Source organism: Bacillus sp. ISL-46 (genome assembly GCF_018613205.1).
This window is the reverse complement of record NZ_JAGGQR010000001.1, coordinates 175,445-201,712: the sequence shown is the minus strand read 5'-3', so window position 1 is coordinate 201,712 and position 26,268 is coordinate 175,445. Positions and strand designations below refer to the sequence as shown.

Sequence of the window (26,268 nt, the reverse complement as noted above, 5' to 3'; positions counted from 1 at the left end):
TTTTGCACACGATCTAAAATAAAAGTGTAAATAATATTACATTACAGGAGATAAATGGAGGAGATTCCAAAACACAAAACAGAGCTTAGAGGAAGTCCCAAGCTCTTTAACTTTCTTATCGATTGCAATGTTATTTAACGATTGCTGCCCTTAAATTATGAATCCCAAACTCCAAATACCCCTTTAAACAGGTCAACATATATACCCAGCCTTCTTTATTATCAATCAACTGAGCGACTAACTCATCATCATCTTCGCTAAAACCTTCTTCGATCACTTCAATAATGGTACTTGATTGATCCAATTCTTCCAGAGAAATTGTTACACAATTCCCTTCTCCATCTGTCCCCCACCGGAACACGATTTTCTTATTTACCTCGACTTCGATGACTTCAATATCGACTTGTGCATCGTATTCTTCATATCTTAATGTGACTGTTTGGCCCTGCTCCCATCTCGAACTTGATGAGAACCAGAAATTCTTGATTTTCGAAGGGTCTACGAAGGCCTCAAATACTTCATTAGCTGGTTTTATTATTTTAAATTTTGTCAGATTGTACATTTCGAAATCATCCCTCTTTTACTATGGTTAATATATGTAATGGTTGTCCTATTGTTTTATTTTATACCTTTTAGACTATAAAAACATAAAAGCCTGTACCAACTACACAGATACAGGCATTTTTTTAAAATATGATTTCGCTTAGATTTTTAAACCAAACTCGACAACTTTACTATTATGATAGCTTGCTCTAATCATAAACTTGGCCTTTAATTCTTCATCCAGGCAATCTTGCTGTAACAGCGCGTTGTGTCTGTGCTGGATTAAATGATAATAATATTTTCCCTTTAAGAACATTTTCAACACAAAAAATCCTCCTCAATAGTCATTTACATAAATCGACGGAGTTATCGTGTTCGGTAACTGGCAAGCATCGTCGTTAAACCTTAGCCCCTTTAGTTTTGCGTCACCATTTTTCAATGGCTTTGCCGTTTCGTACGATTTATGTGTTATTAAAAATATATGCAACTGAATTATAAAATAAAAGTGTCTTTGTACCTACACTCACTTAATAGTTAACTTCCTTCTGTCGTTATACCTGGGATGGCTGCCAATTGATTCTACCAAACCTATCGATGAAACATCCTTAGATTCACAGCCGTTTTGAAATCATATTGGACAGAATTTAAAATGACGTTTTAAAGTCTCTAATCCTGTCCATGATGTTTACTGAAGTGAATTTTAAAAAAAGGAAGTTAACTATGTTAAAAATACGTTTCGTCTTTTTGACTCTTATGGTGTTTGCAATCTCATTGACCGGCTGCACAGGAAAATTTCATTTTATGCAAGACGATGGAAAATTGGACAACAATTCCTCAACTGATGCAGGAGGTCAGCAAAATGTTGCTAACGTCCAAGTTGGTTCCTCCCCAAAGGTGATCCCTGTACTTGTTAATAAGGACAATAAACTGCCCGATAATTATCAGCCAAGTGATTTAATTTACCCTGACATCCCATTTACGTTCGCACAGAAAGCAGAAAAGCGGCAAATGAGGGCTGAGGCAGGTGCCGCGATCGAAAAATTATTCGCCGGCGCAAAAAAACAGGGTGTGCATCTGTTAGGTGTTTCTGCCTACAGGTCCTATGCTTCTCAAACAGCATTATTTAATTACTATGTTGATCAAGATGGATACGAAGCGGCTAGAACTTATAGTGCGGTTCCAGGAACGAGCGAGCATGAAACTGGCCTGGCTATTGATGTGACCGGCGGAGATGGAACATGTGCGGCCGAAGACTGCTTTGAAGGAACAAAGGAGGCAAGCTGGCTCCAAGATCACGCAGCGGAGTACGGCTTCATCATCCGCTATCCGAAAGGTAAAGACTCGATCACCGGCTACCAATACGAACCCTGGCACCTTCGCTATGTCGGCAAGGCAATCGCCAAAGAAATCATGAGTCGCGGCATCACCCTCGAAGAATACTATAATGCCACAGTTGTGAATAATTAATTGAATGTGGTGCTTTTTAATGTGGTGTCAGGCACCGTAAAAAGCGGAGCGCCCGTTTAGCTGGTTTCCGGTGCCTCGATTTCTGGTGCCTGACACCGAAATGGTTCGCGCATGTGTAAGAGTCAAAAAGGCACTCACTACAACCGGAGTTGCAGTGAAGGCCTTTTTGTGTTTATTTCCCTTTTATCTCTAATAATTTCAGTCGAAGGTCGTTTTCCATCGAAGCTAGTTCCTGTTCTGCTTGGCGGCGCTTATGGCGGCCTTCCTCTTGGATTCGCATGGTTTCTTCAAGTGTCGTGATTAGGCTTTCCTGAGTTTTCTTTAAGGTTTCAATATCAACGATGCCGCGCTCATTTTCTTTCGCCGTCTCGATTGTATTGGTTTTTAGCATTTCTGCATTTTTTAAAAGGAGTTCATTGGTTGTTTTCGAAACCTGTTTCTGAGCCTCGACTGCATGACGCTGGCGTATTAACGTCAACGCAATCGCCACCTGATTTTTCCATAACGGAATCGCCGTCATAATCGATGATTGGATTTTTTCCACTAGGGCTTGGTTCGTGTTTTGAATCAAGCGGATCTGCGGAGCACTTTGAATGGTAATTTCCCGGCTTAATTTTAAATCATGGAGACGCTTATCTAAGCGATCCGCAAACTGGATCATATCGTTAACTTCTTGAAATTTCATTTGGTCATTGGTTACTTCGGCTGCTTTTTTCAGCTGTGGAATTGTCTTTTCCTGCATTTCTTCAAGCTTGATCTCCCCAGCGGCTATATAGACATTAAGGGCATGGAAGTATTCCTTATTCGTCTCATACAACTGTTCAAGCAATTTAATATCCGACATCAGGACATTTTTGCTGCGATCGAGTTTCACACTGATTCGGTCAATTTTGGCGCCTGTTTTTTGATATTTTGAGAGCACTTCTTGAATCGAACCTGAAATTTTTCCAAACATACGAGCAAATAAGGATGGTTTCCCATCCTTCAAATCATCCGGATTCACTTCATCAAGTCTCTTCATTAAATCACTGATGATTTGCCCGATTTCACCCACATCTTGTTTCTGCACATGCTCTAGCATTGTATGCGAGAAAGATAATAGCTTACCTTGGGCTTGGGTACCATATTGAATCATCGACTGATGGTTTGTTGGATCGATTTGTTCAGCAATCTGATACGCCTTTGCGCGATGTTCTTCTGGTATCACATCAATTAATTTAACAGGCCTAGCCTCACTTGTGTGCTGGACCGGATTTTTTGAAAGCTCTAGTTTATCCCCAAACGGGTCGGCAAGGATATCATCTAATAAGTTACCAGCTTTATTGGGTTGGATTGGGTTGTTTTCGTTCATTTTAGCCACCTATTTTCTTCCGGGAATTTAGCGTCCTTTTGCTTATTAAGGGTATGCTTTGCGACGTCAATTTCAAAATTTAAGTGATCGATATCATCGGAAATCACTTTATATAAATCCTCTTCCAATACCTTTGTTAGTTCATTTAGTGTATGACGAGTTTCAATAAGAGATTGGCCCATATCCATGTTCTTTTTCGGCTGGGCGGATAAAAAGCTATATTTCTCGGTAAGTTCAACGATTGAATCTAAATGTGAAAAATAAAACTGCTCAGCCTGGTAAAATCGCTTCGGCTCTTTGGTTGTCATCTTGTGTATTTTTTTTGTAATTCGAAGAAGATCAATTCTTTGTTTTACGGAAGAAATATCACGAATGGTAAAAAGGTTTTTATTTAAGCGATTGATTTTCTGTTTGGCTTCCATTAGGTTTTTCCGAATGTATCGATATTCTTTTCTTGATATCTGATGCTTTTTTAAAAAGCTTCTATTCATAACGACGGAAAGGATTAAATGGGTAAGAATCCCCCCGGTAATAGCAATGCCCGTTGACGGCCAAAACGCTTGACCCAAAGGAAAAAAGCAGACCAGCCAGGTTACCACTGTTAACGGGACGGCTACAAATGAGCGAAGAAGAAACGACAAAATCGGGTTCATAATAAATCGACTCCTGAGTTAAGACATCTTTATATTCCTACGAATGAATGCAATGGAATGTTTCAACTTCCTCAAAATATAAACCAAAAAGAAAATTATTTCCATTTACTACTTCAACAATACACGAAAAAACTCCTGCCTGCCATAGACCTCAAACGGAAAGAAATCTAGGTCTTGAGACGTATTTTTTAGATGGTGTCATATTTATTGGTGCTTTTATGGTGACAGTTATGGTGTCAGTTATGGTGTCATTATGGTGTCAGGCACCGCTCGTGCACACTTGCACCATTTGTCCACGCACAGTGGACAACGTGTTTTGGGTTTCCATTCTTTTCAAGTGCGATGCCTTTATGAGGAATCCCAATTATCTAGGCTTCTGCCCAAGAGTCTATTAATACGATGCATAGGATAGATATGATAGTGAGGAGAGAGGAGAATATTATGTATAATCCTTATAATATGCCTATAGATTATCAAAGTGGATTGAACCAGCTAAATTATAGTAGACAATATCATGGCGGACAGCATCAGCATCACGGTGGCGGGCAACATCATGGTGGACAACATCACCATGGCGGCGGACAACAACATCACGGTGGACAACAGCACGGTGGGCAACATCACCATGGTGGCGGGCATTCAGGTTTTAACCTTGGATCATTGGGATCTAGCTTGCTTGGGCTTGGCTTAGGTTATTTAGGAGGAGCAGTGCTAGGAAATGGACCTAATCCAGGCGGATATGGGTATGGCGGCTTCCCTGGATACGGTGGGTTCGGGGGATACGGCAGCGGTGGACCAGGTCAGGGATACAATCCTTATGGCCCAGGAGTCGGTGGAGGATTAGGCTTTCCTGGTGTTGGCACGCCAGGTTACCCAGGAGTAGGACCTAATATAAACATGTACGGACAGCAATTCCAACCAAACCCTGGTTTTAATAAATATGGCGGCTATGGTTCATGGTCTCCTAACGAATATGGGATCCCAAGTATAAATCCAAGTTTGGGCACATACTGATAAGTCTGGTGTCAGGCACCGATCGTGGACAGTTTGCACCATTTTGTACGCATGGAATGGACAGTTCAAAAAGAGCAAGACCATAACAAGATGGTCTTGCTCTTTTTTGTATATTTAATTTTACACCACAAAAGTAAACCAATACATAATTATTAAATTCTTTCTTGCTTTCATCTAATATTTACCTCTCATATAGTTCAAGCGGCAGCCCATCCGGGTCCGCGAAGAAGGTGAATTTCTTGTTTGTTACGGGGTCCACACGCACGACCTCCACATTCACTTGAAACCTTGTCAAATATTGGACCGCATCTTCGATATCATCTACTTCAAAGGCTAGATGTCTCAAACCAGCTGCTTCAGGATAGCTTGGCCGGACAGTTGGTTCCGGAAAAGAAAACAACTCAATCTGATATTGACCATTCACTTCCAAATCCAACTTATAGGAATCTCTTTCCTCCCGATAAACTTCATTAATAGGCGTCAGCCCAAGGATTCGAACATAAAAATCCTTTGATTTTTCATAATCCGAGCAAATCACCGCAATATGATGGATCTTATTTAACTTCATCTATCCACATCCCCCTAAAAAATCATCACTCAAACCATATAAATCTTGTCTGCTCAAATAGACAAGAGGTTCTATTATCAACTTAACTGTCCGCCCTATACGGACAAAACCCTAAAAGTGTCCACGGCTGGTGCCTGACACCACATCTTTTCCCTCACTCTATTCGCCAAAATCCGTTGGGCGGTCGCCATTTTTAAAGTGGTGAAGGATGGCTTTGACGATTCGTTCGGAGGCGAACCCATCTCCGTAAGGATTGGAGGCGTGCGCCATTTGGTCATGTGCGGCTTGGTCTGACAACAGCTCATCTGCAAGTCGAAAGATGGTTTTCTCATCGGTTCCAGCCAGTTTTAATGTACCCGCTTCAATTCCTTCTGGGCGCTCGGTGGTATCACGTAAAACTAGCACCGGTACACCCAAAGATGGTGCCTCTTCCTGTACACCGCCTGAATCGGTCAAAATCAGATAGGCCCTTGCGGCAAAGTTATGGAAATCGATCACATCTAAAGGCTCAATCAGATGAATTCTCTCGTTTTCTCCCAGTACTCGATTGGCAATTTCACGAACCACTGGATTCATATGGACCGGATAAACTACCTGAACATCGGCATGCTTTTCGACCACACGGCAAATCGCACGGAACATATTTTCCATTGGTTCTCCCGTGTTTTCCCTGCGATGGGCCGTCATGAGAATTAACCGGTCATTCCCGAGTTTGTCTAAAACCGGATGAGAATAATTCGCTCTCACCGTTGTTTTTAGCGCATCGATGGCCGTATTTCCAGTGATATAAATAGCCTTTTCTCTCTTATTTTCCACCAAAAGGTTTTGCTTCGATTGGACCGTTGGCGAGAAATGGAGATCGGCCAAAACACTCGTCAACTGGCGGTTCATTTCCTCTGGGTACGGGGAATATTTATTATGAGTCCGGAGTCCGGCCTCCACATGACCAATCGGAATCGAGTGATAGAACGCAGCCAAGCTTGCCACAAATGTTGTTGTCGTATCACCATGGACCAGCACAATATCTGGCTTGACGTCCGCAAGAACTTGATTGAGTCCCTCTAAGCTACGCGTCGTAACATCCAGAAGAGATTGCCGTTCTTTCATTATATTTAAGTCATAATCAGGCGTAATTTCAAAAATATGCAACACTTGGTCGAGCATCTCGCGGTGCTGCGCTGTCACCGTCACAATCGGTTTAATTTTATCAGGATATTTCTCTAATTCTTTTACCAAGGGAGCCATTTTAATTGCTTCCGGTCTCGTTCCAAACACAGTCATTACCTTCAATTGATTCTCCATAGAGACCTCCAACTATATCTTCAGTCCAATATCATTTACATTCACTAAACATGATACCAAAGATTATACATTTATGAAAAAACAATCCTCCCTGTTCTGTCATTAAAATTCCTCAACTATCAATGACGCCTTGTAATTATCTAAAAATTTATATGTACAATATTACTTTTTTCACAAGGGCGAATATATTGCAGAGTAAATTTTTAAAATATCCAACCTAGGAGTGAATTATATTTTGAAAAAAAGGGCCCTTTTTACCATACCTATCAGCTTGCTACTCATCGCAGTAATGGTGGCTTCCATTTTCCTCATCAATCTCAAACCAGCCGCCGGGAAAATCGCTCAAGCCCAAAAGCTCGCTGAATACTCCAAGCCGGCAGTCGTTCGAATCATTGATTATGCTGTTGTCCAGTGGCAATTTAATAATCCCAATGATCCTGAAGTCATCGCCATATTGGAACAGCTAAATAATCAATCCGTAGTGGGAGGCTCAGGTTCAGGGGCCATTATTAGCTCTAACGGCTATATCGTCACCAATGCTCACGTCGTTGAAGCGACTCAACAGGAAGACGAGGATATTGCCAATGCTGCGTTTGAACAACTGGTAACGATTATCGCGGACTATTTTAAGGTAGACTATGAAACAGCCTACAAGTATATGGTCCAGTATACACAATACACTGGTATCGAAAAGGTTCTAAAAGTAATTTTACCAGGAGGGGATGTACTTGATGGCGAGGTTAAAAGCTATGGTGCTCCTATTAATGAAGGAAAAGATGTCGCCGTTCTAAAAATTGAAGGGAAAAACCTGCCGACTCTACCGCTTGGAGATTCTGATAATATCCAGAACCAAGATAATATTTGGGTCAGCGGCTATCCTGCTGCGGCCGATTCTGATTTATTATCGCCAGATTCGTCGTTAGTTTCTTCCATGAATGCTGGCCAAATTTCGGCAACCTCCAAAAAGACTGAACAAGGAAGCCCGGTCATCCAAATTAACGCGGCTGCTACTCATGGGAATAGCGGTGGACCAGTCATCAATGCAAAAGGCGAAATTATTGGCTTGCTCACCTTTAGAGGCGACACAGTCAACGGCCAAGAAGTCCAAGGCTTTAATTTTGCCGTTCCTGTTAATACCGTTAAAGAATTTGTCAACCAAGCGGGCGCAAAAAATGCCAAGAGTGATACGGATAAGCTTTATCAAGAAGGACTTAACCTTTACTGGGGCGGCTACTATAAGCATGCGTTAGAAAAATTCGAGGCAGTCCAACGGATTTATCCGAATCATTCCGAAATCAAACAATATATCGCGAACTCCGAGAAAAAGATGGGCAGCAGCAAGACGCTCTGGTCCGATTATGCGACAATCTTCTACATCGTTGATGGTGTTGCCGGATTGCTCATTATTATTCTTCTGTTGTTCACGTTTGCCTTTAGACCGAAACAGCAAACAGTGACTACGGCGTCGGCAGCTCCAAACCCAACGCCTGGAACTCCGTCGCCAACTGTACCTGAAAATACCCTAACAGACATAAATAACGATGGAAAAATCGACGTTCAAGATATCCTCCTCGCCCTTCAAGAGGCTCAGAAAAAGCAGAAAAAAGACGAGGAATAATGTGGTGCCTGACCAATATACCTCGATAAAACCTATAGAAAAATGGGATGTAGTTGATACTACGTCCCATTTCTTTAAATAAGAATCCATTTCATTAAGGGAGAAATCACAGATGTGATGATCTATCTGGACGAATAATTGCCTGCAGCCATGAGGTATGATGAAGCACATTTATCCATTTACAGCTTAATTGGCGGGATGGCCGTTATGGCCCTAAGCCTGTTATTATTTATATAAGGGTATGCTGATGGGTGTCAGGCACCATGTGAATTTTTCACATGGTGCCTGACACCCAACTATTCTATTAGGAGGTGAAGCCAAATGATTTACTTTTTTCTAGTCTTATCCTATTTGATTGGGAGTATCATGTTTGGATTTCTGGTTACGAAAGCTCTCTACCGTAAGGATATTCGCCTTCATGGGAGTGGAAATGTAGGAGCGAGGAACGCAGGTCGCCTTCATGGAAAAACGACCTTTGTATTGATATTTCTAGGGGATGCTCTAAAAGGTGGCCTCGTCATACTGCTGGCTCGCTATTTTGGATTTTCTGACCCCGTTCAACTTGTTGGTTTAGGCATGGCCATTTTAGGCCATCTGAAACCAATTACCCTGAACTTTAAGGGAGGAAAAGGGATCTCAACTTTTATTGGCGGAATAATTATGTTCGAACCGCTGCTTGTTTCCGTAATTATCTTAGCATTTCTAGTACTCTATTCTTTTACAAAGAGCTTCACTTTTTCAGGATTAGGTGCATTCCTATTCATTCCTCCTTTTCTATTAATCATCGACCATGATTGGATAAGTTGTGCAATTGTATTGTGTATCTTAGTATTCATTTTCCTGGTCCATTGGGACAATATCAAGGTGAGACTGAAAAAATAACATCAGATGTCCACAGTCCACCCCACACGGACATTTTAGCGATTTTGTCCACGGATGGTGCCTGACACCAACTGATGAATTCAACTGATGACACCAACTGACCTCCGTTCACACTTCATTTAACTGAACAGCTTCCCAAATACTTTGATCTGTTATGGTGGGGCTTGCTTGCAGGTCAGAGATGGTGCGGGCGAGACGGATGATTTTGATTTGTGTGCGGTTGCTCCAACTCTTCTTTATTGCAAGTCGTTGCAATGTAGATTGCTGTGTGTCTGTCAATAGGCTCGCCCTTAATAGCATTTCGTAAGGGACTCTGCTATTGCAAACCTCCATTCCATAACGATCATATTGCCTGTTCCTAGCTTCCTCCACTCTCCCCCGGACAATTTTTGAGGACTCTCCTGCCGTTTCAATAGCAGCTGCATTAAAATTAATGGGTCCTAAGGAGAGATTAATATCAAACCGATCCCTGAGCGGACCTGAAAGCCTATTTTGATAGGCGAGAATCTCTGCTTCTTCGAACAGGTGCAATAATGTGAATTTGACCCCTCATAGCCACATGGGCATGGATTCATTGCCGCTATCAAAATAAACGACGCCGGATAGGTAATGGTCGCATGGGTGCGGCTAATCATGATCAACCCATTTTCTAATGGCTGCCGCAGCATATCTAATGTTTTTTTCGAGAACTCGCCAATTTCATCGAGAAACAAAACACCATGATGTGCTAACGATATTTCGCCTGGCTTTGGGTATTGTCCGCCCCCGATTATAGAAACACCTGAAGCTGAGTGGTGCGGATTTCGATAGGGAGGCATATTGGAATGAGAAAAGGAATTTTGACTCAATTGATACAAACTGATTACTTCGAGTAGCGACTCTTTTGTTAATGCTGGTAAAATGGACGGGAAACTTTCAGCTAACATACTTTTCCCACAACCTGGTGGTCCCGTCAGCAAGACATGGTGTTCTCCAGCCGCAGCTACCTCTAAAGCATGTTTCGCTCCTGTATGACCAATAATCTGCTGCATATCCAAATAAACAGTGTTGGTGAACCTCTCATCATCCTGCTTTTTTTTAAAAGGAGGAATCCATTGACCTGAAAGATGTCCAATCGCATCCTGTAAACTAGAAACATAGATGATTTCCAATGGCTTAAGATCTAATACCGGCAATTCCTCATCAAAAGGCATATAAAGCTTTTGAATCCCCAGCCTCTTTGCCGCAAGTACAGCAGGCAGCATTCCTTCGACAGGCTGAATCGATCCATCCAACGATAATGATCCCAGAAAACCAGTATCCTCGGGGACGATTACCTCCAGTTCATGCAAACTTTGCAGTACAGCAATCGCCATCGGAAAATCAAACATAGAACCGTACTTTTTTGATCCGCTGGTAATAGATTAATAATTATTTTCTGACCTGACAGGTGATAACCTAAGGTTCGAAGCGCAGCAATGATTCGCTCCTTTGATTCTTTTACAGCCGCATCTGGCAATCCAACAATTTTAAACGAATCGTTCCCTACATAAGAGCCAACCTCGACATGCACCTGATATCCTTCCATCCCTTTTAAGCCGACACTCGTTACTTTAGCCCACATGTCTCTTCCTCCCTCTTAATCATGTGAATTTTTCCATCTTCCCAAAAGAACTTGTCGGTTGGTAATGCCTTTAAATAATTTTCATAGTGTTGTATTGGTGGGGTGGGAAAATATGAAAGTAGTGTTTTTGGGGCAATCAGAGGGATACTTTCTCCAAAAACATAGGCTCGGCAGCTGCTCCAAGGGTAATCCTCAGGTTTTGCCACCATTCCTGCTGAGTGGGGATTTAAGTGAATATATTTACTCACGTCTATCTCATATTCGGGAGAATTGAGGAGCTCGGCACCATAGCGCTTATCGAATACATGACCGGAGAAATCGTACTTTCTATTAAAATACTTTGCAAATTTGGTGTTGAGATTTTTCATGATAATACTCAAAGGGGTTTTTAGCGTTTCGAGCTGTAAGTGGGTATGATTTGTCATCAAGCAGTAGGTGTGAAGGATGAATGGGTAACGTTCTCTTGTTTCTTGAACTAAAGCTAGGTACTTATCAAAATCTTCATCTTCGAAAAATAGCGAACTTTTCCTAATTCCTCTTGTAGTAACATGATACTTTGCGCCTTCAAACCAAGGCCGGTCTCTGCGAACCATTGCAATCACTCCTTATTTAGTAAATTGGTAAAATTCAGGTGGGGAATCGAGGTAGAAAATGAGGTCATCCGAAGCAAGCATTCCCCATAAAACAGGAACAGCAAATAGTAGTCACTAATACCATTCGACACCCTCTCCAAAAATCCTGCACAATTCACCAAAATTCACCTCATCTATATAATTTTAGGTATTAATGACTGTCCACCCAGGAAAGACAAATGTCCATGCGTGGTACCTGACACCATTCTCTAAAAAGATGTATAAAAAGTCTTAGTTTGTAATATTTATTTTGTATGGATTTATAATTCTTATTTTCTATATGGGGGGATGTCTCGCGGTGAGGGTAATTCAATGGCTGGTGGGTGCATTGCTTCTTGTGTATGGGATTTACCTTATTTTTGGAGTGCAGGAGTTCTTTGGAACCTTAGCAATAATCGCGGCTTTTTTTATCTTTCCTAGTTTAGGAAGTGGAAGGAAAAGTTCCTATAGCAATGATCATGTACATTATTACGAAAGTAATTCAGACAGACCTAATGACGACCTCGGTTCCGAGGGTGACGGGGATTCCGGAGGCGATTCGGGTGGAGACAGCGGCGGAGATTCGGGTGGCGACGGCGGCGGCGGTGGAGATTAATCCTCACAGAATGCATCATTGAAAAGACACCCTTGCCTTAGAGACAAGGGTGTCTTTTTTGAAGGCTAAACTACTATCTGCATGGGAATAGAAATCAAATCCAACCAAAGGCATGAAGCAAGAGGTTACTTATTTTTTGTAAAATAATATAAAAACCATACAGCATGATTTTGCTCATCTGCTGCCGCTCTTCGAAATGCCTCTTTTATAGTTGGGTCCGAAGTTCCATCAGCTACTTCCATGTAAAAATCCACCGTTGTTTGCTCATCTTGCAACGCAAATTCCAATCCATTTAAATAAACCCCCGGACATTCCTCGCTGATTTTCGGTTGTGGCTTTCGGCCAGTCAGCCTTGTATAGATCTGATCAAATTGTTGATAATGCTTTGATTCATCCTGACGAATTTCAAGGATTCGACTTTTCTCCTTCTCATTGGGTGCCAAATTTGCTAACTTTTCGTAACAATTTATGGCATTGTACTCACCATTAATTGCCTTTTCTAGCTCTCTTATCAACTTATTATTTTGTCTATATAAGGCATCGTAGTAATTAGTATATGGGTACATTGTAGAACCTCCCGATTATTCTCATGGATATCCTACGTGTGAGAAGATGACTGGGTGCTTACTATCCATTACTTTTTTGGAAAAGTAAAATGAAAATATCAGCTGTGGTGTCTGACACCGTTTAGTATGGAGCACTTTTAGAAAGAATGGTAAAAGGGCTCCCTTCAAAAATAAGCGGAACTTCTAAACGAAGATCCTGCTATTTTTATTGATATTAGCTTACGAAACTGCTTATGCTTTAGAAACGAAACAAATTTTCAACCCAATTTAATGATAGTTAAACGGCCAAAAGCTCCCTCAAAAATTTTAAAACGGAGGTTCTTACATGAAAAAGAAGTTATTAGTTTTATCCGCGGTCATTGCTTTGCTCCTGAGCGGTTGTTCCTTGCTAAATGATGCGAAAGATACACTCACATATGTAAATGATGCAAAGGATTACTTAGACAAGGCGACGGCATTTGCAAATGAAGCACCCTCTGTTGCTCAACTTGCCGTTGGAGATCAGCAAGCAGCAGCAGATTTCCAAAACATGCTCCAAGATATGAAACAAGAAATAAATGCATTCAATAAACTTCAAGCCCCAAACGTAGCTGTTGATTTACACCAGCAAATTGTCGACCAAAACAACAAACTTGCAGCCGGAATTGACGTGTATCTAAATCATATGAAGAATGGCTTACTCGACCCTTCTGTCCTTGAAAACACAGAAATTTTCCAAAGCGTACAAGATATAACCAATATCCTTAATCAAATCAAAGAGCTTGGGCAGTAATAAATTGTCCTCTCGGGTTCTCGTTTATCCTGAAAGGCGGTCACATGGAACTTCTACGTGACCGCCTTTTATTATCCATTTATTCAAACTCGGTACATTATATATAAGACTAAATCACCTATAAAAATAGCTCGCCAGATGTGTTCATAACAAAGAATTTGATGTTATGATAGTAACAATCTTAGAAATTCAAGTTAAACATGAAAGGAGATTGACTAAGCTATGGCTTCTTTTATAGATGAACGAGATGGTGTTTTTCATGCGGTTTGTCCGCTGGATTGCCCGGATCAGTGCGGTTTACTTCTACATAAGGAAGATGGGAAGGTTATTAAAGTGGAAGGCGATCCTGCGCACCCGGTCACCAAAGGGCATATCTGTAACAAAGTCCGGAATATGACGGAACGGATTTATGATGAAAACCGCCTAAAATTCCCATTGAAACGGACGGGCCCAAAGGGCGAGGGTAAATTTGAACAAATCAGCTGGGAGGAAGCCATCCAGACCATTACTTCCCGTTGGAAAGAGTTGATCGAATCCGATGGACAGGAAAGCATTCTTCCTTACAGTTTTTACGGAAACATGGGCAGGCTTAATGCCGAGGGAATGGACCGCCGTTTCTTCCATCGCCTCGGTGCATCGCGGTTAGATCAAACCATCTGTTCAGCTGCTGGTTCGGTTGGCTATAAATATACCATGGGTGGCAGTATCGGAACCGACCCTGAGGATACGCTTCATTCCAAACTATTCATCTTTTGGGGCGTTAATGCGGCGAGCACCAACATGCATCAAGTCGCATTAGCTCAAAAAGCCCGCAAACAAAATGGCGCCAAAATCATCGTTATCGATGTTCACAAAAATCAAACTGGTAGATTAGCAGATTGGTTTATTCCGATATTGCCCGGAACCGACAGTGCTCTCGCTTTAGGGATGATGCACATCTTATTTACTGAAAACCTAGTAAACCAAGAATTTTTACAAAAATATACCCTCGGACACGAAGAGCTGCGCGAACATGTCGTTCAGTACGACCCGATCACGGTTTCTGCGATCACGGGTGTACCAGTAGAAGATATTTATAAGCTGGCACGGATATATGGCGAGACGTCACCATCCTTTATTCGCATCGGTAATGGACCACAGCATCACGACAATGGCGGGATGTTTGTCCGGACTGTCGCATGCCTTCCTGCTCTCACTGGTCAGTGGCTTGTCAAAGGCGGCGGTGCGATCAAAGGAAATTCAGCCTACCTTGCTCCGAATACAGCTCACTTGCAACGACCGGATTTATTAAAAAATAAACATACACGCGTGATTAACATGAATTTACTTGGTGAGTCATTACTTTCGCTAGACCCTCCTGTGAAATCACTTTATGTGTACGGTTCGAATCCTGCCGTGGTCGCACCTGAGTCTACTAAAGTTCGAAATGGGCTAGCGCGGGAAGACTTATTTACCGTGGTCCATGATTTATTTTTAACAGAGACAGCCAAATACGCGGATATCGTTTTACCAGCGACATCCTCCTTTGAAAACACTGACATCTACACATCGTATTGGCATCATTACATTCAACTGCAGCAGCCCGTTATTGCACCATTTGCTGAGTCAAAATCGAATGTCGATGTGTTCAGGCTACTCGCAAACGGAATGGGCTTTAATGAACCGCTTTTCCAAGAGACTGAGGCACAAATGATTACTCAAGCCCTTGATAATCCGCGCAATCCATATTTGGAAGAAATTACTTACGAAGCATTAGTTGAGCATCAATTTATGAAAGCCAAGTTGAAACCGATTTTTCCTGGGAACCTGCCAACCCCTAGTGGAAAAATCGAATTATTTTCACAGAAGATGCAAGAGGATGGCTATCTCCCATTGCCAACTTATGTACCATTACTAAACGACGGGGATCATCCGTATCAGTTTGTTCCTGGCCCGAATCATAATTTCTTAAACTCTACCTTTTCCAACAATCCAAAGCACATCAGCTTGGAAAAAGAACCAAAGGTGTATATGAATCATCAGGATGCTTTCACGGCGGGGATTGTAGATGGAGATATTGTCCGTGTCTGGAACGATCGAGGAGAATGCAGGCTAAAGGCGGCTGTCGGAGATCATGTTCTTCCTGGAGTCGTCGTTACGCAAGGACTGTGGGCGGATTCCGTTGACTCAAAACAGTTAGTAAACGCCCTCACCCCAGACCGTATCGCCGATATGGGCGGCGGTGCCACCTTCTTCTCAGGGAGAGTAAGTGTGGAGAAAATATAGAAAATGCCTGATACCCACTCAGGGTGTCAGGCACCTTTTTTACTCGCCTTGTATCCATGCCCGATCATTTCATGGACATTATGGACGGTGACATAGGCGTTTTCATCTACTTCCTTAATAATACTTTTCAGTTGGACGATTTCCTGCTTATTGATGACGATATAAAGGACTTCTCTGTTCTGACCGCTATAGCCCCCTCGTCCGTCTAAAATGGTTAATCCACGTGACATCCGACTGGTGATGTTGGCCAAGACCTGTTCAGGAGAATTAGAAATAATCATCACTGCTACCTTTTCATCGAGTCCTTCGACAATGAAATCGATCGCCTTCGCTCCGATGAACACAATCAACAGCGTATACATCGCTTTTTCCAAACCAATGATGAAAATCGAGCCAACCACTACTAAAATATCAATAATTAGCATGCCTTTCCCAATGCTCCAACCTAGCAATTGGTTCGCCAATCTAGCTAATATTGTCGATCCTCCCGAGGTTCCTCCCGTCCGGAAAATCAATCCTAACCCAGCTCCAACAAGCAAACCCGCAAAGATTGAGGCCAAAAACGTATCCTCAGTTAATTGATGTCCAATATCCTCGGTTAAAAATAAACATAGCGATCACGCTGCAATTGAAATTAGCGTATAAATAATCGATCTTTTTTCAAAAAATTTATAACCGACCGCGAGCAGCACTGCATTCAATACAAAATTTACGACACCTGGCGACCAATCAAATAAGTAATGGGCAATGATCGTAATCCCTAAAATCCCGCCTTCTGATAGATGATTCGGGATCGTGAAATAATTGACACCCAATGCAAAAATAAGTGATCCTAGCAATATATACAAAATATCCTTCAACGTTTTCTTCATAAGAAAGAACCCCTTAACGAAATTTATATCCTAATCTTAACCTAGTAAGTGATAACCATCAAACTACAAATTAGGCCAAAAATCAAGATAAAAAAATGCTTCAAGAACATTAAATTCTCACTGCATTTTAATCTATAACATCCGCCGCTCCGCCAGGAATCTAATATAAAAAAAGCCCCGCCCACATAAGTAGACAGAGCTGCCAATTAATATGTTTGTTTCTGATGCCAATTCCACGCATCTGCAATAATTCGTTCCAGATTCCGTTCAGCCTTCCAGCCTAGTTCGCTAAGAATTTTTTGAGAGGAAGCGACAAGCATAGCAGGATCTCCGGCACGGCGGTCAGCCATTTCTACGTTTGCCTCCACACCGGTAACTTTTTCACATGTTTCAATGACTTCCTTAACAGAATAGCCAAGACCGTTGCCAAGATTATAAACCTCAGCCGATTTCTTCCCTGTTAATAACGCCTCGAGTGCGAGGATATGGGCACTGGCTAAATCAGTCACGTGGATATAATCGCGAATACAAGTACCATCAGCTGTATCATAATCAGATCCGAAGACAGATACTTTTTCCCGCTGGCCTAACAGTTGTTGAAGGACAATCGGAATTAAATGTGTTTCTGGGTCATGACTCTCGCCAATTACTGCTGATTCGTGGGCTCCTGCTGCATTAAAGTAACGTAAGACCACATAATTCAATCCATAAGATTTTGAGAAATCAGACAGGATTTGTTCGATCATCAGTTTGGAATGTCCATACGGATTAATCGGTCTGGTTGGAGTTGTTTCATCAATCAACTCCACATCAGGAATTCCATAGGTAGCTGCAGTGGAAGAGAAAATAAAGTTTTTTACGTTGTTTTTCATCATCACTTTTAACAAGGTAAGTGTGGACGCCACGTTATTCTGATAATATTTCAAAGGATCCACAACAGACTCCCCTACCAAACTAAAGGCAGCAAAGTGCATAACCGCCTTGATGGGATAACTTTTGAAGATCATTTGTAAATCTTCTTCATTGCCAAGATCACCTTCGACAAAAACGGCCCGGCTATCAACTGCTGCGCGGTGACCAGTCGATAAATTATCGAGAACGAGAACCTCTTCTTTTTCTACTAATTCCTTTACAAGATGGCTACCAATGTAACCTGCTCCGCCAACGACGAGAATCATATTCATTTCCCCTTAGCTAGAATTTCAATTACCTTTTTTATTATAGCATTTTGACGAAAAAACGTATATTTTGCGTTAAAGTAAAAAAGTGCCAGGCACCATGTGAATTTTTCACATGGTACCTGACACCCTGACTGTTAAGCTACTTGGCCATCATTTTTACGGCTTTTTCTCTTTTTATCGGCTTTGAGGACTTTTAAGGATAGGTAAATCCCGGAACCAGTTAGGAAGATCATGTTAGTGCAACTAAGTCTACCAGCCATTTACATTAGTTGTGCGGATCAGACAATTCCAAAATCCAAATTTTGTGAAAGAAGTAGAAATAATATTAGGCGAAGCTAATTAGCGCCGCAATTCTTGAAAAATGAAATAACCGAAAGCATTTCACAAAATATCAATAAAACTTTAAAGGTATTGAATGAATAAAAAATGGATTAGGGATCCAAATTGTGATTGATTCCGGAACCGGGTTTCCTACTTAAGCTATTTGAAGAATATCCCCGTCAGCTGCTTAACAATAAAGCTTTTATCGATGATCCATAAATACAGATGGCCCCATAGTTAAAACAATTACTCCAATCTGCTACAGATCCTTCTTCCCGTTCACGCATCTTTTGGTGGAAACGCCAGTTGTCCTTACTGTTCGAAATTGAATTTGATCTGGGCTATTTTACACTGCCACCTTAAAGGGGATAAAATCAAAACGGGAAGTGCTTTTGAGCAACCTAAACTGATGACCATGCCATAAAGCTCCGGTTTAATTCCTTTAAGGGTACTCGTGGCGCGAAATTCTAAAAAAAGGGCTGCCCATTCGGACAACCCCCAAAAGTTATTTATAGCTAAATTACTTTACAATAATCGAATCGAGATTCACCCCGGTTGCGGACTTTTTCACTCCTGTCGCAGCTTTTCCTGTCCATTCAATCGTTAGAACGTGCCTTCCTGCTTTAAGTCCTGTTTTCGTATAATACAACTGCTTATAAAGCGTAGAGGCAGAGTACAGGTTTACCTCCGTACTTGCTCCGTCCAACGTTACCTTCACAATTCCCTGGGTTGCATACTTGAGGCCTGTTACTGTAACTGCTGTACCATTAAAAACGAACTGAGCCTTTGATCCCGCTACATTGGTGGTAGCATATGATCCACCCGATACACTTGTATTAGACACAGTACTCCACGTACCAATATACCCCAGTTCCTTAGCCGTATTCTCATACGTTCCAGCTGTTGAACCCTGCTTTAAAGTTGCTGTATAACTTCCTGCTCCCTTATAAGCGTATACATCCAAATAATAGGTGCCGTCTGCTGGGGCAATGTACGTAAATGTCTCACTCGATGTCCCAGTTTTTTCAGAATAAGCAACAATACCTGCGCTACTTTTTACCGTTTTAGCGCTACTGTTATATAGATATATGTCAAAATCCGTACCAGTTGCACCGGACAAGGTAATCGTGACTTTTTCGCCTTTCAGCATATTGATGGCGTAAACATCATCTAGATCACTTGTTGAACTTACAGTATTTGTTACACTGGTGCCTGGGAACGGCAAGCCCGGTATATCGTTATCCGGTTGGAAATTGACTGTCTTGTTTGCACTTAACATACTACCCGTTAATACAGCACCTTTCAAGGAGGAAAGAGCTGTTGAATTTTTCAAAATAGCATCCTTCATAGTTAAAGGAGCAGCGGCTGGATTCTTGCTCAAGAACAATGCTGCTGTCCCAGTGACATGAGGAGTAGCCATTGATGTTCCGCTGAAATAATCGTAAGCATTGGTGTAATTTCCAGGCGTTGTTGCCGGTACTGTACTTAAGATATCCTGGCCAGGCGCTGCGATATCAACAGTTGTAGCTCCATAATTGGAAAACCATGCTAAGTTTCCTGTATTATCAATGGCAGCTACCGACAAAACATTCGGTAAATTATAGTTAGATGGATAATGCGGTGAAGAATCATTGTCTGTTCCATCATTTCCAGCTGCCGCTATAAAAAGGGAGTTAGAATTTTGGATCGCATCGTACAAGGCTTGGCTGAAGCCTCCTCCACCCCACGAGTTGTTGGTAACCTTGACTCCTTTTGCCTTCGCATAATTTACTGCTAAAATAGCATCAGACGTGTAGCCTCCATCAGGACCGAGGAATTTCAGCGGCATAATCTTTACATTTGGCGCTACCCCAATAACCCCTAATGTATTGGCTGTTCCTGCAATTGTTCCAGAAACGTGTGTACCGTGTTCATCCCCATCTGCCGCGTCAAAAACTGTATTGTCGATATTATAGAAATCCCAGCCGTTTACATCATCAACATATCCGTTTTTGTCATTGTCGATGCCGTCTCCAGCAACCTCTCCAGGGTTTTTCCAGATCTGCGCTTTCAAATCAGGATGATTGATATCTACCCCAGTATCAATGACCGCTATGACTAAACTCGTACTTCCCTTTGTCACAGCCCATGCGGCTTCCGCTCCAATATCAATTCCGGCTTTACCAGGAACCCCCAAAATGGACTGACCTGTATTTTTTAATCCCCATAATTCCCCATAATAAGGATCTGATACAGCATCAGCTTTAAGTATATAGTTAGGCTCCGCATACTCGACTTGCGGAGAGGCATTAAGAGATTTCAGTACATCCTGCATTGGAATTTTAGCATTGAAGCTGATGAGTTTTGTATTGGATTGATTTAAATTCTTTTTCGTCTTCAAGCTGAACTTCGTCTGTAAAACACCTAAACTTTCAGTTTTATAAGTATTTTTAAACTTTACGATTACTTCCCCTTCTTTATAGCTTTTACCATTGCTGCTTTTAAATGTAGCCATGGCTTTATCGCTTTGTGACTTCCGTTCTTGAATCTGAATGACGGGATTGACCTTTTGTGTGGCCTTTTTGAAATTCTGTGTGCCACCGTTCCCAGATTCATTTGATGTAGCAAGCGCAGGAATGCTAGAAAATAACAACCCCACGCTTACCATTAAAGCAGTAATCTTCTTCCTCATACCATTTCTCCCTTCAACTATAAACTTGTTAAAAAATCATACGAGTCTAATATATTTAGAGAATTAGCCCCTTATGCCTATATCGTGATTATTTTTCTGAAGTCCTCTTATGCCAAGATAAGATTTATTGAAAAACTTTAAATAAAGCAGGTTTTATTAGTCTTACAACATAATTAAAACACCATAGTTTTAGAGATATCTTAAACGTATTTCTTTTCTTGTTAATTGTTTATTTTTGTACAATAAATTAGCTGCTTATCTACAAGTATCATATAGTTACTTGTAGATAAGCAGCTTAAATTTTTCTATCAAACAACTTTAATAGATTTCTTGAGAAGTATTTTCAACTGTGACTCCCGATTTTTCTTCAAAATTAAACAGACAAGTATGCACTCGGCCCCCCTCACCTATCCTTTGTTAGCCGGAAGACAATGGTGCAACTAAGCCAGATAATAAACCATTACTCATACTATGATTCTTGATTCGGGTAAATAAATATTTTGCCGTCGCCATCCTCACCAATCTGGGCAGAATTCACAACCTTCTTCATGGTCTACTGCTCTTTTTTTGACAAAAAATTTATGCCACTTTCCCGTCTGCTTTTCGTTTTTTCCTCATCATATCTACACGAAGGACTTTTAAGGATAAGTAAATCCCGGAACCAGTTAAGAAGATCATCGCTAGTGCAACTAGGTCGACCAGCCATTTCACATTAGTCGTGCCGATTTTCCCTTCATGAAGACCTCTAATGATACTTGTGATCGAACTCGCTCCGCCTTCTCCCCCAGGGCCGCCGGCGCCCATGCGTCCAGGGAATTGACCAGTTGCGTTTGTTCCTGTTTGTCCTTGAGTTTGGCCGTTTGTCTGCGTTTGATTGCTAGCAGGATTCTGCGATTGAGTTTGCCCAGTTGTTTGGCTTGAGTTTGTGGTTGCACCTTGTGGTCCTACACCTTGATTAAATTGACCCGGCTGGAAATTGCCTCGATTTCCTTCCATTTGTGTCTGACCGATTAACCACGGCTCGTTCATTAACAAACCCGTAATTGACTCGATTAGGATAAAGATAGAACAAATTAAACCAATCCATAAATGGGCTTTTCTCGTATTTTTCATTTAAAATTCTCCTCATTTTGTTATATTTTTATAGATACTCTCTTGTAAATTGCCGCTTTGAACTACTAATTTTTAATAAAATCAAGTTTATTTGCGAAAAATCGGCATTTATTTGCGGATTAACTGGATTTATTTGCGGATAAGTCGGTTTTATTTGCGAATTTACTAGTTTTATTTGCGGATCAAAATTTCGCCATCGCCAATGAGAGAGGTAATCCTTATCGTCCTTATTGGTAGCGAAGTGCTTGAATCGGATTTAGTTTGGATGCCTTGTTGGCAGGGAATACGCCGAAGACGACCCCGACCACAAGCGAGAATAAGAACGATGATAGAATCACGGTTGGGGAGTAAGCGATGCTTAAACTCATCAGTGATGAGACAACCTTTCCTAATCCTAATCCGAATAAAATTCCAATCAATCCACCCATCGAGCTTAAGACAACCGCTTCAATTAAGAATTGTAAGAGCACATCACGCCTTTTCGCGCCAATCGCTTTTCTGATTCCAATTTCCTTCGTCCGTTCTGACACGGACACAAGCATAATATTCATGATGCCGATCCCGCCGACAAGCAAGGATATACTTGCAATTCCTCCAAGCATCATCGTCATCGTGTCGGACACCGAACTCATCGTGTCCATCACATCCTGCTGATTCGTTACGCCATAATAGTCACTTTTGCCGGGATACATACTGGCCAGTGACAATTTAACCTCATTCATGACGAAATCCATTTGATCCTCGCTTTTCCCTTGCAAATAAACGGTGCTTATTGTCATACTGCCAACTAAACGTTGACCCGTGCTTAATGGGACGATGACTACATTATCCCCGCTCTGCCCGAGTGAACTCCCTTTCGAAGCTAAAACCCCGACAACTTTGAACGAGGTGCCTGACACCTGGATATATTGGCCGATTGGATTCTCTGTGCCAAAAAACGTCGCAGCGGTATCCGAGCCAAGAACAACAATCTTTTGGCGGTATTCTACGTCCAGATCGGTAATAAAGCGACCTTGACTAACCTTCGCATCACGTACCGTTGAATAAGCGGCGTTTGTTCCTGTTAAGGTAATCTGTGATGAGGTCCGCTCCTTCTTCACATAAACACGACCCGAAACAACCGGCGCAACAGCTTTGACTCCATCAATATCACTTAACTCACTAATTTTATCCTCGGTTAATTCAATATCGGTACTATAGGTATTAACGGTCAAAAGGTTCGTTCCTAATTGATTGATTTGACTTGTGACGTTTTTCGCTGACCCTTGCGCAATCGACACCAGCACAATGACAGACGAGACCCCAATAATGATGCCGAGCATCGTCAAGACAGCCCGGAGTTTATTGCTTCGAATACTCCGAAGGGCCATCTTAATAGATTGCATGATTCCCAAGTAGTACACCCCCATTCTCAAAAAGCTGGCCATCCTGAATACTAACCATTCTTCTTGCTTGTTTCGCAATCTCTAGATCATGTGTGATTAAAATAATCGTATGTCCTAATTCATTCAATTCCTTCATTAAAAAAAGAATCTCCTTGCTTGTTTTACTATCCAGTGCACCTGTTGGTTCATCGGCGAGGAGAATCGCCGGCTGCCCAACAAGCGCTCTCGCAATCGCAACCCTTTGCTGCTGACCCCCGGAAAGTTGGGTCGGAAGATGTCCGGCACGATCCTTCAAGCCCACCTTATCCAATCCGTCTAAAGCGCGCTCGCGCCTTTCTCGTGTTGATACACCGGCATATAACAATGGCAATTCTACATTTTCGAGTGCTGTGAGCTTACTTAATAAGTTAAAGTTTTGAAAAATAAACCCAATCTTACCATTACGAATCGTTGCCAAGCTGTTATCGTCCATTTTTCCAATATCTTTGCCATCTAGGTGATAGGTACCCTTATTGGGTCGGTCAAGGCAGCCGAGCATATTCATTAATGTCGATTTTCCCGATCCCGATGGGCCAATAATCGCTAGAAACTCGCCCTTTTGAATTTCTAATGACACATCATTGAGGGCATGGACCGTTTCACCGCCAAGTTTATAGGACTTCATCATATTTTTTATCTCAATAATTGGAGTCCTCATTAATTGCCACCCTTTCCGCTCGTGCTAGTTTGTCCCTGTCCACCGCCGCTTGGAGGCATTCCACCGCCAGTCATTGCTCCCATTCCGCCCATGCCGCCTTGCATCCTACCGCTTTGATTGTTAGAAGAACTACTAGTTGCAAGAGCAGGTAATTGAATCGTTTCGCCTGCCGTTACCCCTTCTGTAAGTTCTACATAATCATCAGTCGAAATGCCCGTTTTCACGGTCTTTTGCTGGCTAGTACTACTTGCAGAACTAGCATCGGTAGAAGTGGAAGTCACAACAACATATTTCTCATTATTGCTTGAATACACCCCATCAACTGGAACGTAAAGAGCATTTTCCTTACTCTCGGTGAGGATACTAGCTTCTGTACTCATCCCCACCTTTAAGTTTTTAGGTTGATCGATATGAATGGTGACATCAAAAGTGGATGTCCCGTTTGCAGAGGTTCCTTCTGCTGCAATATCCGTTACCTTTCCAGTAAAAGTGGTGTCAGGATAGGCACTCACGGTTATGCTAACGGTTTGTTTCTTTTTAATCTTAGTAATGTCTAGTTCATCCACTTGAACCACTGTTTGTAAATTCTCGTAATCGGTGAGATGAGCGATAACCTGTCCATTGGTAACCCGTTCTCCATCTGTAACGGAAATGGTTGTAATCTTACCATCGGCTGGGGCCGTAATCGAGTCACTATCATCTGTGAAGGTAATCAACTCATCTCCCTCACTTACGGTATCTCCTGCAGAAACTAACACTTCATCAATTTCATCATTATCGACCGTCGATTTAATGTCTTCACTAGTCACTGGTGCAACGGTGCCAGATCCACTAATCTTCACTTCGAGTTTGCCTTGTTGAACAACGGCGGTTCGAGTTTGAGCCGTTGTCTCCGTGCTGACTGTTTTCGATTTATAGTACTGAAACCCGACAAAGCCAATCACCAAAACACTTATGAGAATCCAAATCAACTTTTTCATTCCTATATACTCCTTTTGCTCCCTGCTGTATTACGCACTCCGACACCAGGGAAGTTTTTATTTGATGAGCCTATTATCTTGTCGGTTCCTTAACTTATCCTTAAGAATAAAATGAAGGGTGTCAGGCACCATGTGAAAATTTCACATGGTGCCTGACACCCAGGTTCAATCTTATTTTAATAATAAAAAAGCCTTAATTCCATGGACTAAATGGAATTAAGGCTTTTTTATATCTTAAATATCTTTTTGATTACCTTCTGCGTCACGTTCGACTGTCATTTCTATTACAGGCAGGTAGCCTTGTTCTTTTAATAAATTATTTTGAACATCATCACTCATCATATAATCGAAGAATGCTTTAGATACCTCATCTGGCTCACCTTTAGTATATGAATGTTGATAAGCCCAAACTGGGAATTCACCAGATTGTACATTTTCTGCAGTTGGTTCAACACCATCGATGGCAAGAGGAGTAACAGATTCGTCAGTAAAGTATGAGAATGCTAGGTAACCAATGGCACCGTCAGTTTCGTTAATAATCTTTTTAACTGTGTTTGAAGAATCTTCGGTAATTCCTTCAGCAGGTGTTGCACCATCAAGGGCAAACTTATTGAATACAGCACGAGTTCCTGAAGAGTCAGGACGGTTTACAAGAACGATTTTTTGATCGGCACCGCCAAGTTCTTTCCAGTTTGTGATTTTTCCAGTGAAAACTTTAATTAAATCAGCTTTTTTAATATCTTTAATCCCTACTTTAGGGTTAACAGCAGCAGTCATACCTACCACAGCTACTTTATGGTCAACAAGCTGATCAGCCGGGATACCTTCTTTTTCTTCTGCAAAAACGTCTGAGTTACCAATTTGAACGGATCCTTCAGCAACTTGTGATAAGCCTGTACCAGATCCACCAGCATTTACTTGAATATCAACTTTAGGATTATTAGCCATAAATTCTTCAGCTGCCGCTGCCACTAAAGGCTGCATTGCCGAGGAGCCGGAAATACTTAATGAGCCAGAAAGTTCTTTCGTTTCTTCAGTCTTTGCCGTTTCTTTCTTCGCAGTTCCTGCTGTCTTGTCTGTAGAAGTTGTGCCTCCACAAGCAGCCATGAAAACCATTAACGCAGCTAGCAATGTAAGCAGGCTTAATTTTTTCAAACTTTTCATATCTTTAAATCCCCCTATGAATTATGTTGTTGTTTACGTGTTTTAGATTAATC

General features: G+C 41.7%; 24 protein-coding genes, 3 pseudogenes and 1 riboswitch. Of the genes and pseudogenes, 8 read left to right on the top strand and 19 right to left on the bottom strand.

The window, feature by feature from the left end:
• Window positions 1-130: 130 nt before the first annotated feature.
• Both J7E67_RS00950 and J7E67_RS00945 read right to left on the bottom strand, forming a co-directional pair.
• A complete protein-coding gene (locus J7E67_RS00950) occupies window positions 131-562 on the bottom strand; it encodes an SRPBCC family protein (RefSeq protein ID WP_214717247.1) in 432 nt (143 codons plus the stop codon).
• Window positions 563-703: 141 nt separating this feature from the next.
• Complete coding sequence (locus tag J7E67_RS00945) at window positions 704-868, bottom strand: hypothetical protein (protein WP_214717248.1); 165 nt, start codon at window positions 866-868, stop codon at window positions 704-706.
• A 49-nt stretch (window positions 869-917) separates the two neighbouring features.
• A riboswitch (cyclic di-GMP riboswitch) is annotated at window positions 918-1,002 on the bottom strand.
• A 261-nt stretch (window positions 1,003-1,263) separates the two neighbouring features.
• Between J7E67_RS00945 and J7E67_RS00940 the strand changes: the two genes are divergently transcribed.
• A complete protein-coding gene (locus tag J7E67_RS00940; protein ID WP_214730688.1) occupies window positions 1,264-2,010 on the top strand; it encodes a M15 family metallopeptidase in 747 nt (248 codons plus the stop codon).
• A gap of 172 nt (window positions 2,011-2,182) precedes the next feature.
• Here J7E67_RS00940 and J7E67_RS00935 read toward each other — a convergent pair whose 3' ends face one another.
• Window positions 2,183-3,361, bottom strand: coding sequence for a toxic anion resistance protein (locus J7E67_RS00935; RefSeq protein ID WP_214730719.1), 1,179 nt, complete (start codon window positions 3,359-3,361; stop codon window positions 2,183-2,185).
• The gene (locus J7E67_RS00930) at window positions 3,358-4,014 is read right to left on the bottom strand and encodes a 5-bromo-4-chloroindolyl phosphate hydrolysis family protein (protein ID WP_214730686.1); all 657 of its coding nucleotides are present in this window, start codon (window positions 4,012-4,014) and stop codon (window positions 3,358-3,360) included. The genes J7E67_RS00935 and J7E67_RS00930 overlap by 4 nt, the downstream gene beginning before the upstream one ends.
• Before the next feature lie 441 nt (window positions 4,015-4,455).
• Here J7E67_RS00930 and J7E67_RS00925 point away from each other — a divergent pair, with 441 nt between their 5' ends.
• Window positions 4,456-5,028 (top strand): hypothetical protein, encoded by a 573-nt coding sequence (locus J7E67_RS00925; RefSeq protein ID WP_214730684.1) that lies wholly within the window; start codon window positions 4,456-4,458, stop codon window positions 5,026-5,028.
• 181 nt (window positions 5,029-5,209) lie between these two features.
• Here J7E67_RS00925 and gloA2 read toward each other — a convergent pair whose 3' ends face one another.
• Together gloA2 and wecB are read right to left on the bottom strand one after the other, a co-directional pair.
• The gene (gloA2, locus tag J7E67_RS00920; RefSeq protein ID WP_168245785.1) at window positions 5,210-5,596 is read right to left on the bottom strand and encodes an SMU1112c/YaeR family gloxylase I-like metalloprotein; all 387 of its coding nucleotides are present in this window, start codon (window positions 5,594-5,596) and stop codon (window positions 5,210-5,212) included.
• A 159-nt stretch (window positions 5,597-5,755) separates the two neighbouring features.
• Window positions 5,756-6,898: a non-hydrolyzing UDP-N-acetylglucosamine 2-epimerase gene (gene wecB / locus J7E67_RS00915; protein WP_214730682.1), complete on the bottom strand. Its 1,143-nt coding sequence runs from the start codon at window positions 6,896-6,898 to the stop codon at window positions 5,756-5,758.
• A 235-nt stretch (window positions 6,899-7,133) separates the two neighbouring features.
• Between wecB and J7E67_RS00910 the strand changes: the two genes are divergently transcribed.
• The 3 genes and pseudogenes from J7E67_RS00910 (at window position 7,134) to J7E67_RS00905 (ending at window position 9,398) form a co-directional block, all read left to right on the top strand.
• On the top strand, window positions 7,134-8,516 hold the full coding sequence (locus J7E67_RS00910; RefSeq protein WP_251026483.1) for a S1C family serine protease: 1,383 nt from the start codon (window positions 7,134-7,136) through the stop codon (window positions 8,514-8,516).
• Window positions 8,517-8,654: 138 nt separating this feature from the next.
• Window positions 8,655-8,753 (top strand): annotated as a pseudogene (locus J7E67_RS30980) (zinc transporter ZupT); the annotation flags it as partial.
• 84 nt (window positions 8,754-8,837) lie between these two features.
• The gene (locus tag J7E67_RS00905; RefSeq protein WP_214730680.1) at window positions 8,838-9,398 is read left to right on the top strand and encodes a glycerol-3-phosphate acyltransferase; all 561 of its coding nucleotides are present in this window, start codon (window positions 8,838-8,840) and stop codon (window positions 9,396-9,398) included.
• Between the two features lie 108 nt (window positions 9,399-9,506).
• Here J7E67_RS00905 and J7E67_RS32010 read toward each other — a convergent pair whose 3' ends face one another.
• The 4 genes and pseudogenes from J7E67_RS32010 to J7E67_RS00895 all read right to left on the bottom strand — a co-directional run bounded on the left by J7E67_RS32010 (window position 9,507) and on the right by J7E67_RS00895 (window position 11,594).
• Window positions 9,507-9,770, bottom strand: a complete 264-nt coding sequence (locus J7E67_RS32010; protein WP_308161324.1) for a magnesium chelatase subunit ChlI family protein — start codon at window positions 9,768-9,770, stop codon at window positions 9,507-9,509.
• Window positions 9,771-9,838: 68 nt separating this feature from the next.
• On the bottom strand, window positions 9,839-10,429 hold the full coding sequence (locus J7E67_RS32005; protein WP_308161326.1) for an ATP-binding protein: 591 nt from the start codon (window positions 10,427-10,429) through the stop codon (window positions 9,839-9,841).
• Between the two features lie 210 nt (window positions 10,430-10,639).
• Window positions 10,640-10,965: pseudogene (locus J7E67_RS32000) on the bottom strand (magnesium chelatase domain-containing protein); the annotation flags it as partial.
• 20 nt (window positions 10,966-10,985) lie between these two features.
• Window positions 10,986-11,594 (bottom strand): transposase, encoded by a 609-nt coding sequence (locus tag J7E67_RS00895; protein ID WP_214717255.1) that lies wholly within the window; start codon window positions 11,592-11,594, stop codon window positions 10,986-10,988.
• A 337-nt stretch (window positions 11,595-11,931) separates the two neighbouring features.
• Between J7E67_RS00895 and J7E67_RS00890 the strand changes: the two genes are divergently transcribed.
• On the top strand, window positions 11,932-12,228 hold the full coding sequence (locus tag J7E67_RS00890) for a hypothetical protein (RefSeq protein ID WP_214730678.1): 297 nt from the start codon (window positions 11,932-11,934) through the stop codon (window positions 12,226-12,228).
• A gap of 125 nt (window positions 12,229-12,353) precedes the next feature.
• Here the strand turns inward: J7E67_RS00890 and J7E67_RS00885 are convergent, their stop codons facing one another.
• Window positions 12,354-12,794, bottom strand: coding sequence for a ferritin family protein (locus J7E67_RS00885; RefSeq protein WP_214730676.1), 441 nt, complete (start codon window positions 12,792-12,794; stop codon window positions 12,354-12,356).
• Window positions 12,795-13,119: 325 nt separating this feature from the next.
• Here J7E67_RS00885 and J7E67_RS00880 point away from each other — a divergent pair, with 325 nt between their 5' ends.
• Window positions 13,120-13,566 (top strand): DUF6376 family protein, encoded by a 447-nt coding sequence (locus tag J7E67_RS00880; protein WP_214717258.1) that lies wholly within the window; start codon window positions 13,120-13,122, stop codon window positions 13,564-13,566.
• 222 nt (window positions 13,567-13,788) lie between these two features.
• Window positions 13,789-15,831: a molybdopterin-containing oxidoreductase family protein gene (locus J7E67_RS00875; RefSeq protein ID WP_214730674.1), complete on the top strand. Its 2,043-nt coding sequence runs from the start codon at window positions 13,789-13,791 to the stop codon at window positions 15,829-15,831.
• A 26-nt stretch (window positions 15,832-15,857) separates the two neighbouring features.
• Here the strand turns inward: J7E67_RS00875 and J7E67_RS00870 are convergent.
• From J7E67_RS00870 to J7E67_RS00835, 8 genes and pseudogenes are all read right to left on the bottom strand, one after another.
• Window positions 15,858-16,703, bottom strand: a pseudogene (locus J7E67_RS00870) (YitT family protein).
• A gap of 206 nt (window positions 16,704-16,909) precedes the next feature.
• On the bottom strand, window positions 16,910-17,881 hold the full coding sequence (galE, locus tag J7E67_RS00865; RefSeq protein WP_214717261.1) for a UDP-glucose 4-epimerase GalE: 972 nt from the start codon (window positions 17,879-17,881) through the stop codon (window positions 16,910-16,912).
• A gap of 844 nt (window positions 17,882-18,725) precedes the next feature.
• Window positions 18,726-20,876 (bottom strand): S8 family serine peptidase, encoded by a 2,151-nt coding sequence (locus J7E67_RS00860; protein WP_214730672.1) that lies wholly within the window; start codon window positions 20,874-20,876, stop codon window positions 18,726-18,728.
• 579 nt (window positions 20,877-21,455) lie between these two features.
• Window positions 21,456-21,989 (bottom strand): PepSY-associated TM helix domain-containing protein, encoded by a 534-nt coding sequence (locus J7E67_RS00855; RefSeq protein ID WP_214730670.1) that lies wholly within the window; start codon window positions 21,987-21,989, stop codon window positions 21,456-21,458.
• Window positions 21,990-22,216: 227 nt separating this feature from the next.
• The gene (locus J7E67_RS00850) at window positions 22,217-23,383 is read right to left on the bottom strand and encodes an ABC transporter permease (protein WP_251026482.1); all 1,167 of its coding nucleotides are present in this window, start codon (window positions 23,381-23,383) and stop codon (window positions 22,217-22,219) included.
• Window positions 23,361-24,071, bottom strand: coding sequence for an ABC transporter ATP-binding protein (locus tag J7E67_RS00845; RefSeq protein WP_251026481.1), 711 nt, complete (start codon window positions 24,069-24,071; stop codon window positions 23,361-23,363). Before J7E67_RS00845 ends, J7E67_RS00850 begins: the two co-directional genes overlap by 23 nt.
• Entirely contained in the window at window positions 24,071-25,051 is a 981-nt protein-coding gene (locus J7E67_RS00840; protein ID WP_214730668.1) for an efflux RND transporter periplasmic adaptor subunit, read from the bottom strand. Before J7E67_RS00840 ends, J7E67_RS00845 begins: the two co-directional genes overlap by 1 nt.
• Before the next feature lie 234 nt (window positions 25,052-25,285).
• Window positions 25,286-26,215 (bottom strand): phosphate ABC transporter substrate-binding protein, encoded by a 930-nt coding sequence (locus J7E67_RS00835; RefSeq protein WP_214730666.1) that lies wholly within the window; start codon window positions 26,213-26,215, stop codon window positions 25,286-25,288.
• Between the last annotated feature and the right edge of the window lie 53 nt (window positions 26,216-26,268).

What these genes read in the sequence shown, in the direction of transcription:
- J7E67_RS00950 (WP_214717247.1), bottom strand. Translation starts at nt 562, where the DNA reads ATGTACAATCTGACAAAATTTAAAATAATAAAACCAGCTAATGAAGTA.
- J7E67_RS00940 (WP_214730688.1), top strand. Translation starts at nt 1,264, where the DNA reads ATGTTAAAAATACGTTTCGTCTTTTTGACTCTTATGGTGTTTGCAATC.
- J7E67_RS00935 (WP_214730719.1), bottom strand. Translation starts at nt 3,361, where the DNA reads ATGAACGAAAACAACCCAATCCAACCCAATAAAGCTGGTAACTTATTA.
- J7E67_RS00930 (WP_214730686.1), bottom strand. Translation starts at nt 4,014, where the DNA reads ATGAACCCGATTTTGTCGTTTCTTCTTCGCTCATTTGTAGCCGTCCCG.
- J7E67_RS00925 (WP_214730684.1), top strand. Translation starts at nt 4,456, where the DNA reads ATGTATAATCCTTATAATATGCCTATAGATTATCAAAGTGGATTGAAC.
- gloA2 (WP_168245785.1), bottom strand. Translation starts at nt 5,596, where the DNA reads ATGAAGTTAAATAAGATCCATCATATTGCGGTGATTTGCTCGGATTAT.
- wecB (WP_214730682.1), bottom strand. Translation starts at nt 6,898, where the DNA reads ATGGAGAATCAATTGAAGGTAATGACTGTGTTTGGAACGAGACCGGAA.
- J7E67_RS00905 (WP_214730680.1), top strand. Translation starts at nt 8,838, where the DNA reads ATGATTTACTTTTTTCTAGTCTTATCCTATTTGATTGGGAGTATCATG.
- J7E67_RS32005 (WP_308161326.1), bottom strand. Translation starts at nt 10,429, where the DNA reads ATGCAGCAGATTATTGGTCATACAGGAGCGAAACATGCTTTAGAGGTA.
- J7E67_RS00895 (WP_214717255.1), bottom strand. Translation starts at nt 11,594, where the DNA reads ATGGTTCGCAGAGACCGGCCTTGGTTTGAAGGCGCAAAGTATCATGTT.
- J7E67_RS00885 (WP_214730676.1), bottom strand. Translation starts at nt 12,794, where the DNA reads ATGTACCCATATACTAATTACTACGATGCCTTATATAGACAAAATAAT.
- J7E67_RS00880 (WP_214717258.1), top strand. Translation starts at nt 13,120, where the DNA reads ATGAAAAAGAAGTTATTAGTTTTATCCGCGGTCATTGCTTTGCTCCTG.
- J7E67_RS00875 (WP_214730674.1), top strand. Translation starts at nt 13,789, where the DNA reads ATGGCTTCTTTTATAGATGAACGAGATGGTGTTTTTCATGCGGTTTGT.
- galE (WP_214717261.1), bottom strand. Translation starts at nt 17,881, where the DNA reads ATGATTCTCGTCGTTGGCGGAGCAGGTTACATTGGTAGCCATCTTGTA.
- J7E67_RS00860 (WP_214730672.1), bottom strand. Translation starts at nt 20,876, where the DNA reads ATGAGGAAGAAGATTACTGCTTTAATGGTAAGCGTGGGGTTGTTATTT.
- J7E67_RS00855 (WP_214730670.1), bottom strand. Translation starts at nt 21,989, where the DNA reads ATGAAAAATACGAGAAAAGCCCATTTATGGATTGGTTTAATTTGTTCT.
- J7E67_RS00845 (WP_251026481.1), bottom strand. Translation starts at nt 24,071, where the DNA reads ATGAGGACTCCAATTATTGAGATAAAAAATATGATGAAGTCCTATAAA.
- J7E67_RS00840 (WP_214730668.1), bottom strand. Translation starts at nt 25,051, where the DNA reads ATGAAAAAGTTGATTTGGATTCTCATAAGTGTTTTGGTGATTGGCTTT.
- J7E67_RS00835 (WP_214730666.1), bottom strand. Translation starts at nt 26,215, where the DNA reads ATGAAAAGTTTGAAAAAATTAAGCCTGCTTACATTGCTAGCTGCGTTA.